Genomic DNA, 14,873 nt, shown 5'->3' with positions numbered 1-14,873 from the left:
GCGCGCTTTGGAAATGGAGACGACCATGTACGATCATATCGGATTGCGCGTTGCCGACCTCGACACCGCTACGCGCTTCTACACCGCGGTGCTGGCGCCGCTCGGCTATGTCTTGTGCTCGAGCGGCGATGGTTATGCCGGCTTCGGGCCGAAGGGCGAGCCGGCGCTGTGGCTGCACCTGAACAAGGGGCGCAAGGCGGATGGCGCGCATATCGCTTTTCGCGCTGGGGATCATGATTCGGTCAAGGCATTCCATAGCGAGGGCCTGAAGAGCGGCGGTCGCGACAATGGCGGTGCCGGCCCGCGCAAGGATTACAGCCCGACTTACTACGCGGCGTTCTTGATCGATCCCGATGGTAACAATGTCGAGGCGGTCTGCACGTGAGCTCGCTCCGTCATTGCGATGAGCACTTGCGACGGAGCAATCCAGACTTCAACCGCGGAAACATCTCTGGATTGCTTCGCTGCGCTCGCAATGACGGAGTCCTCGACCAAAATCTAACGCAACCAAGGACACCTTCATGGCCTCCATCCACAACGACATTCCCCTCCCCGCCCCGGCTCACGACGTCTGGGATGCGGTTCGCGATTTCGGCGCGCTGCATCAGCGGCTGGCGCCGGGCTTTGTCACGGCCTGCACGCTCGACGGCGACGCGCGCATCGTCACCTTCGCCAACGGATCGGTGGCGCGCGAGGTGCTGGTCGATTGCGACGATGCCGGGCGGCGGCTGGTCTACGCGATCAACAACGAGCGTCTGAAGCATTACAGCGCCTCGGTGCAGGTGATCGCCGAGAGCGAGGGAAGATGCCGCATGGTCTGGATCATCGACATGCTGCCGAACGAGCTCGCGCCCTATGTGCAGGGACAGACCAAGGACGCCGTCGCCGCCATACACCGAGCGTTTCCAGCCGCAGCTGCGTGATCTTTCTCACAGAGCCCAGCCCTCGTCCGCAATAACCATGGCGGCGTGCGTCCGGTTGGCTCCGCTCTCCCGGCGGCGCCCCGCACGCGAGGAGCAGGCCATGAGAGGTGCGGACAAGGTGATCTGCCAGGCGGCCGCCGTGCTGCTGATGTTTTCGATTTCGAGCGCGCCGGCAAAGGCCCAGTTCCTCGGCGGCGGAGGTGCCGGCGGCGAGGACATGATGACCCAGATGGCGCCGATGCTGGAGATGATGAAGGCCAAGATGGGCAAGCGCCGCTTCGGCATGATGATGCAGACCATGGGCCCGATGATGAGCCGCATGATGGAGAATGGCGGTGGTGGTCTTGGTGGCATGATGGGCGGCGGCGGAATTGGCGGCCTCGGCGGCGGCAATCTCGGCGGCGGTTTCGGTGCGCCCAATTACGGCGGCTACGCGCCGATGGCCGGAGGCGGCACCATGCCGACGGGCATGGGCGGCATGGGCGGCGGCGATATCATGGGCATGCTCGGCGGCGCCGGCGGCGGCGACATGATGGCGATGATTCCGCAACTGATGCGGCTCGCCAATGTCGGCGGCAGTGGCGGCCATCGCCGCCACAGGCATCGCTAGTCCGTAGCGGCCGACAGAGCCGGCCTGATCGCAGGTTTGGTTTGGCGCGGTCCCCAGCGCGTCAGCACCACGCTGGAGCACGAGAGCAGGCCGAGCACGACCATCGAGCTCGCCGCCAGCCAGAAGAAGCTTTGCGCGGTGGCATCATGCGTCGACAGCCACCAGCCGACCGCCGAGATGTAGATCAGCCGCGCGGTCTGCGCCAGCACCGGTCCGATCACCTTGGCTGCGCCCTGCGACGAGAAATACATCGTCGAGGCAAGGCCAATGAAGGCGTAGAACGGCGCTACCGTGGACAAATATTGATGGCTGGTGGCGCGCACGATCGCGCTGTCGGTGAAGATGTTGACCCAGAGATCGGGGAAGATCGCAACCAGGCACGCCGGTGCACCGACGGCGACGAAGGCGCTCGCGGCCGCGATCCAGGCGATGCGCCGGGCGCGGGCGATGCGGCCGGCGCCGACCGCCATGCCGATCATCGGCACCGAGGCGATGCCGAACGAGAACGCGATCGAGGTCAGCAGGAATTCCAGCCGCGCACCGATGCCGTAGCCTGCGAGGATCGCGGTGCCGAATTTCGCAAGCATGTGGGTGAAGATCGAGATCGTCAGCACGGATTGCAGCGGCGAGAAGCAGGCGATGGCGCCGACTTTGAGGATGTCGAAAAACATCGCCCATTGGATGCGCAGCCCGCGCAGCTTCGGCGTCACGCGGGCGCGGCCGGAGAACAGGTACCAGCCCATCACGCCGATGTTCATGCAATAGGCAATCAGCGCGCCGGCGGCGACGCCGCGCATGCCGAATTGCGGCACCGGACCGAGGCCGAGACCGAGCGTGCCGCCGAGCACGATCTGCCAGGCCGCAGAATTGAGAATCAACAGCGACGGCAGCTTCATGTTGCCGGTGCCGCGCAGGACCCCGGCCATGGTGTTGAGCAGCCAGGGCAGCACGGCGCCGCCGAAAAACACCTGGGTGTAGGCGATCGCATGTGTCAGCACGGCGCCGCGGCCGCCGAGCATTTCCAGAACGCGCGGCCCGAAGATCAGCATGCCCAGCATGAAGACGAGCCCGAAGCTGATGCCGATCAGCAGCGCGTGCGCGGCGAGCGTCCCGGCACGCTCACGATCGCCGGCGCCGAGTGCCCGCGCGATGGCTGAGGCCACCGCGCCGCCCATCGCACCGCCCGACATGGTCATGGTCAGGATCACTGTCGGAAACACCAGCGCCATCGCGGCCAGCGCTTCCACGCCAAGGCGTCCGATATAGGAGGTCTCCGCAATCACCGTGCAAGTGCCGGCGGAGAGCGCGACGACGTTGGGCCAGGCCAGCCCGAGCAGCGTGCGCAGGATCGGCCCGTCGGTCAGTGCATTCTTCACCGGGGGTGGCGGCGGAGGTAGCGGTCGCTCTTGTTCATCGACCGGAATCTCGGCGATGTCGGACATGTCCTCTCCCGGGCGCGAGCGCCAGTTGCGGCGCGGCAATGACTGGGTGTGCCAATGAATTTGTTCGCGCAAAAGGCGCGGGGTTCAGCTTGTTAGCACGGCAATTGCCGATTCCTTCTGCGCCTGATGCAGGCGTGCCCTGCGGCAGCGCATTTCGGTCGGTGACATCAGCCGACCGTCCAGATCAGCGGCGGCCGGCCCCCCGCGGCCGGGCGCATGTGCACGCCGATGTGCCGCCCGCATCCGGCCGCGAGCCCTTCGAACAGCCCCGCCAGCACCTTGGCGCAAGCGGGGTGGCAATCGGCGACGCCGTCCATCAACTTCCAGCTCTGCTGACGGATTTCGAACGTGCCTTCGGATTGCGTTGTCTCAGCCACATCGTCCTGCGCGACAAACAGCGCGTTGAGGAACGTCGCGAACTCGCCCGCACCGCCGCGGCCCATCGACAGCGCCGCAGCGATCTCGTCAAAATATTGCATCCCGATCAGCTTGCCCGTGAGGTGCAGGAGATAGCCGGCATCCTCGGGGCCGAACAGCTGCACCATCACGGGCGCGGCGGTGCGCACATATTCCATCGCGTAGTTGCGGTAGGCTTTTTCCAGTCGCGGTCTTGGCCAGCTTGCGACCGGCAAGGCCGGAGCCGCGGCTGCATCGAACAGTGGCGCTTCGAGATGCCGCGCGAACACGAGGCGCTGGTCGAGCTCGAGCGGGTGGTCATATTGATAATAGTAGCCTTCGAGCCCATCCTGGCCGTCGACGCTCTGCTTGGTGCAGACGAACCCCAATCTGGTATCGCCGAGCGCCACGCCGTTGTTGGCGTGCCAGCCGCGCAGCATCGCGCGCGAGACTTCGCCCGGCACGCCGCAGATGGCAGTGCCTTTCCAGATCCAGCGCGGTGGCGGATAGCGGACCCAGGCTTTGCGGTCGCTCTCATACATGTATTCGACGTGCACGCCGCCGATCCAGTTCGAGAGGTAGTGATATTGCGCGGCGGCGACTGCTGGCGGCAGATGGCTCAGCCCGAGCTTCTCCAGCCCCGGCAGGAAGCGCTCCTGCTGCTGGCGGCGGAACACGCGAAAGACGAACTCCGCGGCATCTGCCGTGCCGCGACGTGTGACCACGGTGAGGATCAAGCCGGTGAAATAGGCGTGATAGAGATCGGCAACCGCGCGCCAGCGTTTCCATTGAGCTTCCTGCGCGGGGTCAGATGCAGCGGCCATGTTCGCTCCCGATCGTTGTTTTGATCGAGTGTGTCACCGCAGCCGGCGACGGACAAGCTGAGCCGCATGCAGGGCGCCCTGCACGCGGGCTCGCCAATTCCGCATCACGAATTTTGCGCAGGCTTAATTTTGCGCAACTCTGGCGGCACGCTCGCGCTCGACGCGGTCGGTGACGTCGCGTGCCATCGCCACCGATCCCTGCACCACTCCAGCGGCGTCCCGCACAAGCGCAAAGGTCATCTCGATGTAGAGCTTGCGTCCGTCCTTGTGCAGCGCGCGGGTCAGTGTCGGTTTGCCCGCAAGCTTCATCGCGCCGCTGGCTAGTGCGGCCTCGAAACCCTTCCAGTGCGCGGCGCGCAGATGTTCGGGAATGATCAGGTCGAGATTCTGGCCCAGCGCTTCGTCCGCGGAGAGGCCGAACAGTGCGGACGATGCGCGATTCCAGCGCATGATGGTGCCGGAGCGATCCGAATAGATCAGCGCATCGGCGACGTCGTCGAGGATGTATGCGTCGAGTTGGGATGGATTGGTCATGTCAGCACCTGGTGGCCCGGATGGAGCACAGCGTAAGCCGGGATCGTGCCACAAGTGAGACTTTCCCGGATGACGCTTGCGCTCCATCCGGGCGACGGGTGATCGCTACACCCGGAAATGCTTGCTCAGCTTCAGGCCCTGCGCCTGGTAGTTGGAGCCGATGCGCTGGCCGTACATCGCGTCGGGACGGGCCAGCATCTTCTCGTAGACGAGGCGGCCGACGATCTGGCCGTGCTCGAGGATGAACGGCACCTCGCGCGAGCGCACTTCGAGCACGGCGCGCGACCCCAACCCGCCGGCGCCGGCATAACCGAAGCCGGGATCGAAGAATCCGGCATAATGCACGCGGAACTCACCGACCAACGGATCGAACGGCACCATCTCCGCGGCGTAATCGGGCGGCACCTGCACGGCCTCTTTCGACGCGAGGATATAGAACTCGCCGGGATCGAGGATCAGGCTGCCGTCGGGGCGGGCCGAGATCGGCTCCCAGAACTCCTCGACGGAATAGCCAGCGCGGCGATCGACGTCGATAACGCCGGTGTGGCGCTTGGCGCGGTAGCCGACGAAGCCACCGCTCTTTTCGCCGGAAAGATCAACCGAGACGGCGACGCCGCCGGTGAGATCGGCATCGTCGATATCGACGAGACGCTCGGTCGCATGCAGCGCCTCAAGGTCGTCGATGTTGAGGATGGCATCGCCGGTGCGGAAGCGCACCTGGCTCAGGCGCGAGCCCTCGCTGACCAGCACCGGGAACGTCTTCGGACTGATCTCGGCATAGAGCGGACCGTGATAGCCGGCACCAATCATGTCGAAGCGGCGGGTGCCGTCGGCGATCACGCGGGTGAAGACGTCGAGCCGGCCGGTCGAGCTTTTCGGGTTGGCGGCCGCGACGATCTCCGGCGGCAGCGCGAGGCTTTCGAGCAGCGGCACGATGTAGACGCAGTTGGTCTCCAGCACGGCGCCGTCGGCGAGGCTGAACTCGTGCAGCTTCAACTCGTCGATGCGCTCGGCGACAGTGGCGCCGGGACCGGGCAGGAAGCTGGCGCGAACGCGATAGGCGATGTCGCCGAGGCGCAAATCGAGGCTCGCCGGCTGGATCTGGCTTTCGACGAAGTCGTAAGCGGGCAGGATGAGACCGCCCTCCGCCATCGCCGCGATCATGCGGTCGGGCAGGATACCATTGGCGTCGGCGGCGACCGTGAACGTCAACCCGGGGTCCTCATCAGGGATCAAACACATCCCGACATGCGGGAAATATGAGCGTTTTACGGCTATCCGATGGACGTCTTGACGGAAAGGGCATTGCGGAATATGAGCATGACTTATCCCGTGGTGATTTGAGCCGGCCGGCTTGCAGCCACGTTAAATAAGTCGCTAAACAGGCCGGGGACCTCTGTGATCCCGGCCCGTGGAGATATTCCAGGCCGGTTTTTTTGTGACCATTTTCGATGGTCACTTCAGGAGGTCCTATGTCGAAGTCCCCGGCGTCCACCGCGTCCTACCGTCCCGAAACCCGCCTGGTCCATTCCGGCACCCTGCGCTCGCAATATGGCGAGACGTCGGAGTCGCTGTTCCTGACCCAGGGCTACGTCTACAACAGCGCCGAGGAGTGCGAGGCGCGGTTCAAGGGCGAGGACCCCGGCTTCATCTATTCACGCTACTCCAATCCGACGATCTCGATGTTCGAGCGGCGCATGATCGAGCTCGAAGGCGCCGAAGCGGCACGTTCGGCGGCGACCGGCATGGCCGCGGTGACGACCGCGATCCTGGCGCCGCTCAAGGCCGGCGATCACGTCGTGGCCTCGCGCGCGCTGTTCGGCTCGTGTCTCTACGTCGTGCAGGATTTGCTGCCGCGCTACGGCATCGAGACCACGCTGGTCGACGGCCTCGATCTCGACCAGTGGCAGCGCGCCATGAAGCCGAACACCAAGACGTTCTTCCTGGAGAGCCCGACCAACCCGACGCTGGATGTACTCGACATTCCCGGCATCGCAGAGATCGCGCACAGCGGCGGCGCGCGGCTCGTCGTCGACAACGTGTTCGCCACTCCGATCTGGCAGAGCCCGCTCGCGCTCGGCGCCGACGTGGTGGTCTATTCCGCGACCAAGCACATCGATGGCCAGGGCCGCTGTCTCGGCGGCATCATCCTGTCCTCGGAAGCGTTCATCGCCGAGCACATCCACAATTTCATGCGCCAGACCGGCCCGTCGATCTCGCCGTTCAACGCCTGGGTCCTGCTCAAGGGCCTGGAGACGCTCGCCGTGCGCGTGCGCGCGCAGACCGAGACGGCGGCGCGCATCGCAGACGTGCTGGCGAGCCATCCGAAGATTTCACGGCTGGTGTTTCCCGGCCGCGCCGATCATCCGCAGGCCGCATTGGTGAAGAAGCAGATGCGCGGCGGCTCGACGCTGGTCGGCCTCGAGGTCAAGGGCGGCAAGCAGGCGGCATTCCGCGTGCTCAACGAGCTCAAGCTCGCCAAGATCTCGAACAACCTCGGCGACGCCAAGAGCCTCGTCACGCATCCGGCAACGACGACGCATCAGCGCCTCAAGCCGGAGGACCGCGCCGCGCTCGGCATCAGCGAGGGCTTCATCCGCTTCTCGGCGGGGCTTGAGCATGCGGACGATCTGATCGAGGATCTGACCGCGGCGCTGGAGAAGGCGTAGCCACGCATCGACATCGTGGGGTGGTCAAAGCGAAGCGTGCCCAGCATTCACGATGGCAGCGCCGATGGATGGTGGGCACGGCGCGCGAAGAGCGCGCCTTCGCCCACCCTAAGCACCGATGCTTACATCGGCCGATAGGTCCGCACGTCCGCGGGCACGTTGACGCCGAGCTTGATCTGGCCGACAGAGCGGATGATGTCGTCGCCGAGGAGCTGGGCGAAGCAGGCGTAGCCCCAATCGTTCATGTGCAGGCCGTCGGCGATCACGAAGCTCTCGACCGGAATCGACTGCTTCTCGTGCCAGTCGCGCATCACCTCGAAGCGCGGGAAGATGCCGACATGACGAAGCTCGGCGACCTTGCCGAGCAACTTCACCATCTTGCCGGCGCTGTCCGCGCGCTGGTTGACGGCGGGCGAATATTGCGGATCGACCAGCACGACGTCGGTGCCGCCGGCAGCCTGGATGCGGCTGATGCCGTCCTCGACCAGTTTGGCGGTATCGCCGGGATCGAGATTGCGTAGCACGGCATTGGTGCCGACCTGCCAGATCACCAGATCCGGATGCACGTCGATCACCTCTTTCTGGAGGCGCTTCATCATCTCGGGTGCGTCCTCGCCGCCGACGCCGGCATTGACGACGGTGATGTCGGCAGTCGGATAGTGCCGGTGCAGCTGCGCGGCAAGGCGATTGGGATAGTTGAACTCCGGCGAGCTCGCGCCGAATCCCGCGGTCGACGACGAGCCGAATGCGACGATGACGACGGGCTGGCCGGCGACGAGCTTGCCCGCGACATGCGGCAGCGAGCCCATTGCCTTCGCGCCGCCCTTCGGCGACAGGCAGGGCACGCGGCTGAAGACGTCGCCGGCGGATTTCGCGACCTGCTTCACCTTGTCGATGGCGCGCGCGGTGATGCCGCGCTGCTCGGGGGATGTCGCTGCGACGGCGGTCTGGGGCGGCGAAGCGGGAGCCGGATCAGCCGACTGCTGCGGGGCCGGCGTTGCCTGCGCGGCCTGCGTCTGCGCGTGCGACTGCGAGGCCGGACTCAGCAACAGCAGCAGCGCTGCTGCGGGCACAGCCAGCCATGCCGTCAGGCAAAAAGGGCGGAGAGAACTCATTAACGCTAGACCTCAATTTTGCTGCTGGGCCGGCTCCAGATGGGCAGCGTCGATCACGAACTGTGCCAACGCCCGGCCAAGGCAATCATGGACCTGTTTCGCCAGCTCGGGCCCGCGCGACGGGCTGAACAGGTCGAACTGCCCCTGATCATTCCACTGCCGCATGATCGCAAAACGATCGAACAGCGGAATGTCGTGCTCCTGCGCCACCACCCGCATATTGTCGAGGTATGGCGGCACCGAGATCATGGTTTCGGTACGCGGACTGTACTGCAGATTCATCAAGACGACGTCAGCCCCTGCCTTTTGCAACGCAACAACCCCTTCGGTCACCGCGCCACGAAAATCGTCGGGATCAATGGCTCGAATAGCATCCACGGTCCCGGTCTGCCAGATGACCAAAGTAGGCGCTTTTGCTTCCATCAGCTTAACGAAGCTGGCGGCCGCCTCCTCGGCCGTTTTCTTGCTCTGTATTTCTACGGAGACGTGCACAGTCTCGGTCGGCGGCAGCTTCTCCTTCAGGATGGCCTGCATCCGCGCCGGATAAGAAGCGTCCTCGGAGGCCGGAATCGTGGTCGAGCGGCTGCCGATGACCAGGATTTCGAGCGGCTTGCCGGCCTTGATGGCATCGGCGACCTTGGGAAGCTGGCTTTCGCTGGTGAGCAGATAGGACGGCAATTCGCAGGCTGCGGGCGCGGCTGAAGCAGCAGGTGCCGCCGAAGCAGCAGGCGCGGCCGAAGAAGCAGGCGCAGCATCGTCCGCACGCGCCGGAGGCGCGGCGAGACCACCGCACAGCAGGATCAGGCTCAGGAAAACCTTCGCCTTCATCAGCCCCCTCCCGCCATATCGGCGCTGCCGACGGCGCTTTTGGTTTTCGAACCGCTCTTGTCAGCCACCCGCTTGTACCACGAAATCAGCCAGGCCATGGCCCACATGATCAGGATTCCGGAGAGACTAATTAGCGCATGCATCACCGGGCCGCCCGAGACTTCGGCCAGGATGAAATGGCCGGCAAAGGCTAGGAAGACGCCAAGACAGAATATCTCCAGGGAATGCGAGCCGCACAGGATCAGCGGCCGCAGCCAGGGCGATTTCAGGCCCGGCCAGTCCCGGGGCAGGACGCGCACGGTGAGCGCGGCCAGCGCCAGGAAATGCGTGAAGCGCAGCACGTCGAGGTCGGCCTTGTCGATCGGATACATCCACTGCTCGAGCCGCTTCGGCATGAAGTGGGAGAGCTGCGGCACATACCAGGTCAGCGTCACGTAGAATGCCGCGACCAGATAGGCGATCGCGATCCACATCGTCACCCGCGAAGCGAGAATGTGCGACATCCGTCGCGCACCCCCGAGCGCGCACCATGCCCCGAACACGAACAGCAATTGCCAGGCGAAGGGATTGAAGGCCCAGAAGCCGTTTGGATAGGCCGACAGATAGAGATCGTATTCCCAGGTCACCGCGTAGAGCGCGACGGAGAGGCCGAGCGTCACGTCGGGGCGCCATTTCATCAGCCACAGGATCAAGGGCAGCGCCAGCATCAGCACGATGTAGAGCGGCAGCACGTCCATGTTGACGGGACGGAAGCGCAGCAGCAGCGCCTGCACGATCGTGACGTCGGGCTGCTTGAGGAAATCCATGATGCCCATCTCTTCGGTGTAGAGCGGGTTCTCGAACCTGGTCGCGACGTAGGAGATTTCGGCAAGGAAGATCGTGAACAGGAAGACGTGGGCGACATAGATCTGCCAGACGCGCCGCAGGATGCGCGCGGTGGCGACGACGATGCCGGACTCCAGCATCGCCCGACCGTAGACGAAGGCGGCGGTATAGCCGGAGATGAAGATGAAGATCTCGGTGGCGTCGCTGAAGCCGTAATTGCGGATCGTGAACCAGGTCAGAAGGCTCGGCGGCAAATGGTCGATGAAGATCAGCCACAGTGCCAGGCCGCGGAACAGGTCGAGCCGGAGCTCGCGCTCGCCGATGGCGGGCAGCGAAATGGCCGGCGATGCCGCGCGCGGCTTTGCACCCGCGGATTTGACCTCCACAGGTTTGGCGGTTCCCGCGATCGTCGATCCCGTCACTTGGTCGGCAATGGTCATCGGGGGCTAAAAACCCTTCCGCAAATCGCGACGTGGCAAGGAGTGTACCGGTCCGGCCGTCATCTCGCAAAGCGCCCGGATCACATGCAAAGACACTTGGACGTGTACTTCCCTGCGAATTCTGGCGGGACGATGTCGCCAGAACCGCCTCCGGCGTTTGGTTCCCGAGCAGATTTCGGTATGATGGCAATCATGTACCGCGCCGTGACCCGCCAGATCGAAGTGACCGTCGAGCCGAACTTTGTTCCGGAGCAGTCGTCGGCCGACCGCTCCCGCTATTTCTGGTCCTACACCATCGTCATCACCAATTCCGGCGACGAGACCGTGCAGCTCAAGACGCGGCACTGGATCATCACCGACGCCACCGGCCGGCAGCAGGAGGTGAAGGGCGAGGGCGTCGTCGGCGAGCAGCCGACGCTCGCCCCCGGCGAACGCTTCGAATACACCTCCGGCGTGCCGCTCACGACCGCCTCGGGCTTCATGACCGGCCGCTACCAGATGGTCAGCGCAACCGGCGAGCGCTTCGAGATCGACGTGCCGACGTTCTCGCTGGACAGCCCGGACAACAAGCGGGTGTTGAATTAGGGTCTGAGATGGTGGGCACGCTTCGCTTTACCCGCCCTCCGGCACTACAGCACCGCGCTACGCGTCCTCGACGCCCGCCTCGTCCGGTGTGAACTCGTACACCGAGCTGCAGAACTCGCAGGTCACGACGACCTTGTCGTCCTTGACCATCGCGGCACGATCGTCGGACGAAAAGCTCTTCAGCATCGATGCCACCGCGTCGCGCGAGCAGGAGCATTGCGCCTTCAAGGGCAGCGGATTGAACACGCGCACGCCGCGTTCGTGGAACAGACGGTAGAGCAGCCGCTCGCCGGACAGCTCCGGATCGATCAGCTCGACATCTTCGACGGTCTCGATCAGCGAGCGCGCCTCGACCCAAGCATCGTCTTCAGCGACGGCATGCACCTCGACGCCTTCGGGCGCATCGCCGGGATGCAGATCGGCCTGCCGCGCGCGCTCGGGCGCCTTCGGCAGGAACTGCATCAGCATGCCGCCGGCGCGCCAGCGATGCTTGCCGCCGTCGTTCGAGCGCCATTCCTCGCCGACGGCGAGGCGCACGCGGGTCGGGATCTGCTCGGAGCGCAGGAAATATTCGTGAGCGGCGTCTTCCAGGCTGCCGCCGTCGAGCGCGACCAGGCCCTGGTAGCGGCTCATGTCGGGGCCCTGGTCGATGGTCATGGCTAGATGACCGTGCCCCAGCAGCGCGCCGGAATCCTTTGCATCGCCGAGGCGCGCGGCGTCGTAGCGCGCATAGGCGCGCAGACGATCCGGCGCCTGATAGTCCACGACCAGAAACGACACCGGACCGTCGGTCTGGGCCTGGAGGATGAAGCGGCCCTCGAACTTCAGCGCCGAGCCGAGCAGCGTGGTCAGCACGATGGCCTCGCCGAGCAGCTTGCCGACCGGCGCCGGGTAATCGTGCTTGGTCAGGATCTCGTCGAGCGCCGGACCAAGCCGCACCAGCCGACCGCGCACATCGAGCGCGTCGACCTCGTAGGGCAGCACGGCGTCATCAATCGGAACCGCGGATGGCGCGCGAACCGGGCCTTCGGGCCCGGTTTTCATGTCAGGGGATTGGGAAACCATGGCGCTTTATCTGGGGTCGGAAGGCGGAATTGGAAGGGGTTCGGAGCAGCTCATCTGGACACTGGTTTGATCATGATACGGCAACTTCGGTGTCGCCCCGGCGAAGGCCGGGACCCATAACCACGAATATTGGTTTGGCGAAAACTCGTTGCCTCCGCCGATCTGCCACAAGAGAGATTCCGCGGTATGGGTCCCGGCCTTCGCCGGGACGACGGAAAGTTAGCTCGCCGCGTCGATCTACTTCACCGCGTCGAAACACCAGGCCAGAATGCCCTTCTGCGCGTGCAGGCGGTTTTCGGCCTCGTCGAAGACGACGGATTGCGGACCGTCGATCACCTCATCGGTGACCTCCTCGCCGCGATGGGCGGGCAGGCAGTGCATGAACAGCGCATCCGGCTTGGCCAGCGACATCAGCTGGGCATTGACCTGATAGGGCTTGAGCACGTTGTGCCGGTGCTCGCCTTCTTTGTCGCCCATCGACACCCAGGTGTCGGTCACGACACAATCGGCGCCGCGCACGGCGGCTTCGGCATCCGTGCCGAGCATGATCGGCGCGCCGGTCGCCTTGATGAAGTCGCGCATCGCTTTTTTCGGCGCGAGCTCCGGAGGAGTCGCGACATTGAGCTGGAATTTGAAGCGCTCGGCGGCGTGCGCCCAGGACGCCAGCACGTTGTTGTCGTCTCCGGTCCAGGCCACCGTCTTGCCCTCGATCGGGCCGCGATGTTCCTCGTAGGTCATGAGGTCGGCCATCACCTGGCAGGGATGCGAGCGCCGCGTCAGGCCGTTGATGACGGGCACGGTGGCGTTCGCCGCAAGCTCCAGAAGGGCGTCGTGATTGAGGATGCGGATCATGATCGCGTCGACATAGCGCGACAGCACCCGCGCGGTGTCGGCGATGGTCTCGCCGCGGCCGAGCTGCATCTCGGCACCGGTGAGCATGATGGGCTCGCCGCCGAGCTGGCGCATGGCAACATCGAAAGACACCCGCGTCCGCGTCGAGGGGCGCTCGAAGATCATCGCCAGCGTCTTGCCTTCGAGCGGCCTGACCGGCTGATGCGCCTTCTGCTTCGCCTTCATCGCGGTGGACGCGGCGAGCATGCGCTTGAGCTCCGACAGCGGCAGCTCGTTGATATCGAGGAAGTGCTTCGGTGTTTTCTCGTGTGTATTATCGGGCGACTTGCTCATCAGCTTGCCGCCCGCTTGTTGCCGGATAACGCGGTGCAGGCGCGCTCGAGCCGCCCGACGCTGTCCTCGATCTCGGCTTCGGTGACGATCAAAGGCGGCAGGAAACGCACGACATTGTCGCCGGCACCGACGGTGAGCAGCTTTTCTGCGCGCAAGGCGGCAACGAGATCGCCGGAAGGCACCACGGCCTTGATGCCGATCAGGAGGCCCTCGCCGCGCACTTCGCTGACGACATCGCCATGACGGTCGATCACGGAGGCGAGCTTCTGCTTGAGCAGCAGCGACATCCTCTGCACGTGATCGAAGAAGCCGGGCTTGAGCATGACGTCGAGCACGGCATTCGCAGCCGAGATCGCGAGCGGATTGCCGCCGAAGGTCGAGCCGTGCGAGCCCGGCGTCATGCCGGATGCCGCTTCCGCGGTCGCAAGGCAGGCGCCGATCGGGAAGCCGCCGCCGAGCGCCTTGGCCAGCGACATCACGTCGGGTTCGACGCCAAGGCGGCGGTACGCGAACAGATCGCCGGTGCGGCCCATGCCGGTTTGCACCTCGTCGAAGGCGAGCAACAGACCCTTCTCGTCGCAGAGCTGGCGCAACGCCCTCAGGAAGGCGGGCGTTGCCGAACGCACACCGCCCTCGCCCTGGATCGGCTCGATCAGGATTCCGGCGGTCTGCGGACCGATCGCCTTTTTCACCGCGTCGAGATCGCCATGCGCAACTTGGTCGAAGCCCTCCATCGGGGGGCCGAAACCTTCGAGATATTTTGCCGAACCCGTCGCGGCAAGTGTCGCCAGCGTGCGGCCATGGAAGGCGCCTTCGAAGGTGATCATGCGATAGCGGTCGGGATGGCCCTTCGCGGCGTGATAACGGCGCACGACCTTGATCACGCATTCCAGCGCTTCGGCGCCGGAATTGCAGAAGAACACGAACTCCGCGAAACTTTCATTGCACAGGCGCGCGGCGAGCTTTTCGCCGTCCGGGCTCTGGAACAGGTTCGACATGTGCCAGAGCTTCGTGGCCTGCTCCTGCAACGCCGCGACCAGCGCCGGATGGGCATGGCCGAGCGCATTCACCGCAACGCCGGAGGTGAAGTCCAGATAGCGCTCGCCATTGGTCGCGATCAGCCAGCAGCCTTCGCCACGCTCGAAACCGAGGTCGGACCTGGCGAAAACGGGGAGCAAATGCGGCGCTGCGCTGTTAGTCATGACGGTCACTTGAATGTTGCGGACGGTGTGAGCGTGCATTGCGCAACGCACCATCGACCGGCCCGGAAAACGAAACGTGCCGCCTCTTGAGGGCGGCACGCGCGACTATCTTAGGCCTGGTGAAACGGGTGTCAATGCCGCCCGGAAAGCCTCGCGAAACGCTGAATCCGTAGTCTTGCGGTGCCGATTTTGCGGGATTTAGTCACGGAACATGTGGAAGCGAGTCGGCG

The 14,873-nt window shown here is 64.8% G+C and carries 15 protein-coding genes and 1 riboswitch; of the genes, 5 read left to right on the top strand and 10 right to left on the bottom strand.

Going from position 1 to position 14,873, the window contains the following annotated elements; translation table 11 throughout:
- Nucleotides 1-25: 25 nt before the first annotated feature.
- The 3 genes from IVB41_RS03970 (at nucleotide 26) to IVB41_RS03960 (ending at nucleotide 1,533) form a co-directional block, all read left to right on the top strand.
- Nucleotides 26-385, top strand: a complete 360-nt coding sequence (locus IVB41_RS03970) for a VOC family protein (protein WP_247426928.1) — start codon at nucleotides 26-28, stop codon at nucleotides 383-385.
- A 136-nt stretch (nucleotides 386-521) separates the two neighbouring features.
- Nucleotides 522-923, top strand: coding sequence for an SRPBCC family protein (locus IVB41_RS03965; protein ID WP_247426925.1), 402 nt, complete (start codon nucleotides 522-524; stop codon nucleotides 921-923).
- Between the two features lie 100 nt (nucleotides 924-1,023).
- Nucleotides 1,024-1,533: a hypothetical protein gene (locus tag IVB41_RS03960; RefSeq protein WP_247426921.1), complete on the top strand. Its 510-nt coding sequence runs from the start codon at nucleotides 1,024-1,026 to the stop codon at nucleotides 1,531-1,533.
- Here the strand turns inward: IVB41_RS03960 and IVB41_RS03955 are convergent.
- The 4 genes from IVB41_RS03955 to IVB41_RS03940 all read right to left on the bottom strand — a co-directional run bounded on the left by IVB41_RS03955 (nucleotide 1,530) and on the right by IVB41_RS03940 (nucleotide 5,971).
- Entirely contained in the window at nucleotides 1,530-2,975 is a 1,446-nt protein-coding gene (locus tag IVB41_RS03955) for an MATE family efflux transporter (protein ID WP_247426918.1), read from the bottom strand. The two genes, IVB41_RS03960 and IVB41_RS03955, sit on opposite strands and share 4 nt — an antisense overlap.
- A gap of 167 nt (nucleotides 2,976-3,142) precedes the next feature.
- Nucleotides 3,143-4,195, bottom strand: coding sequence for a hypothetical protein (locus tag IVB41_RS03950; RefSeq protein ID WP_247404434.1), 1,053 nt, complete (start codon nucleotides 4,193-4,195; stop codon nucleotides 3,143-3,145).
- Nucleotides 4,196-4,318: 123 nt separating this feature from the next.
- Entirely contained in the window at nucleotides 4,319-4,729 is a 411-nt protein-coding gene (locus IVB41_RS03945) for a PAS domain S-box protein (RefSeq protein WP_247426915.1), read from the bottom strand.
- 105 nt (nucleotides 4,730-4,834) lie between these two features.
- Nucleotides 4,835-5,971 carry a 2'-deoxycytidine 5'-triphosphate deaminase gene (locus IVB41_RS03940; RefSeq protein ID WP_155809444.1) on the bottom strand — a complete coding sequence of 379 codons (1,137 nt, stop codon included), beginning with the start codon at nucleotides 5,969-5,971 and terminating at the stop codon, nucleotides 4,835-4,837.
- A gap of 80 nt (nucleotides 5,972-6,051) precedes the next feature.
- Nucleotides 6,052-6,131: riboswitch (SAM riboswitch) on the top strand.
- Between the two features lie 70 nt (nucleotides 6,132-6,201).
- Between IVB41_RS03940 and IVB41_RS03935 the strand changes: the two genes are divergently transcribed.
- Nucleotides 6,202-7,398, top strand: coding sequence for an O-succinylhomoserine sulfhydrylase (locus IVB41_RS03935; RefSeq protein WP_247357614.1), 1,197 nt, complete (start codon nucleotides 6,202-6,204; stop codon nucleotides 7,396-7,398).
- A gap of 122 nt (nucleotides 7,399-7,520) precedes the next feature.
- Here IVB41_RS03935 and IVB41_RS03930 read toward each other — a convergent pair whose 3' ends face one another.
- The 3 genes from IVB41_RS03930 to IVB41_RS03920 are packed head-to-tail and all read right to left on the bottom strand — an operon-like array spanning nucleotide 7,521 to nucleotide 10,606.
- A complete protein-coding gene (locus IVB41_RS03930; RefSeq protein ID WP_247404438.1) occupies nucleotides 7,521-8,513 on the bottom strand; it encodes an SGNH/GDSL hydrolase family protein in 993 nt (330 codons plus the stop codon).
- A 12-nt stretch (nucleotides 8,514-8,525) separates the two neighbouring features.
- Nucleotides 8,526-9,341, bottom strand: a complete 816-nt coding sequence (locus IVB41_RS03925; protein ID WP_247404441.1) for an SGNH/GDSL hydrolase family protein — start codon at nucleotides 9,339-9,341, stop codon at nucleotides 8,526-8,528.
- Nucleotides 9,341-10,606 (bottom strand): OpgC domain-containing protein, encoded by a 1,266-nt coding sequence (locus IVB41_RS03920; protein WP_247285326.1) that lies wholly within the window; start codon nucleotides 10,604-10,606, stop codon nucleotides 9,341-9,343. Before IVB41_RS03920 ends, IVB41_RS03925 begins: the two co-directional genes overlap by 1 nt.
- A 192-nt stretch (nucleotides 10,607-10,798) precedes the next feature.
- Here IVB41_RS03920 and apaG point away from each other — a divergent pair, with 192 nt between their 5' ends.
- Nucleotides 10,799-11,191: a Co2+/Mg2+ efflux protein ApaG gene (gene apaG, locus IVB41_RS03915; RefSeq protein WP_027565893.1), complete on the top strand. Its 393-nt coding sequence runs from the start codon at nucleotides 10,799-10,801 to the stop codon at nucleotides 11,189-11,191.
- Nucleotides 11,192-11,248: 57 nt separating this feature from the next.
- Here the strand turns inward: apaG and IVB41_RS03910 are convergent, their stop codons facing one another.
- The 3 genes from IVB41_RS03910 to IVB41_RS03900 all read right to left on the bottom strand — a co-directional run bounded on the left by IVB41_RS03910 (nucleotide 11,249) and on the right by IVB41_RS03900 (nucleotide 14,643).
- Nucleotides 11,249-12,256, bottom strand: coding sequence for an Hsp33 family molecular chaperone (locus IVB41_RS03910; protein WP_027514423.1), 1,008 nt, complete (start codon nucleotides 12,254-12,256; stop codon nucleotides 11,249-11,251).
- A gap of 237 nt (nucleotides 12,257-12,493) precedes the next feature.
- Nucleotides 12,494-13,441 (bottom strand): ornithine carbamoyltransferase, encoded by a 948-nt coding sequence (argF, locus tag IVB41_RS03905; protein ID WP_247426910.1) that lies wholly within the window; start codon nucleotides 13,439-13,441, stop codon nucleotides 12,494-12,496.
- Nucleotides 13,441-14,643 (bottom strand): aspartate aminotransferase family protein, encoded by a 1,203-nt coding sequence (locus tag IVB41_RS03900; protein WP_247404445.1) that lies wholly within the window; start codon nucleotides 14,641-14,643, stop codon nucleotides 13,441-13,443. The genes argF and IVB41_RS03900 overlap by 1 nt, the downstream gene beginning before the upstream one ends.
- Nucleotides 14,644-14,873: the final 230 nt, after the last annotated feature.

Origin of the sequence: Bradyrhizobium sp. 44, from assembly GCF_023073095.1 — a bacterium.
Classification (GTDB): domain Bacteria; phylum Pseudomonadota; class Alphaproteobacteria; order Rhizobiales; family Xanthobacteraceae; genus Bradyrhizobium.
This window is presented reverse-complemented; position numbering and strand designations above follow the sequence as displayed.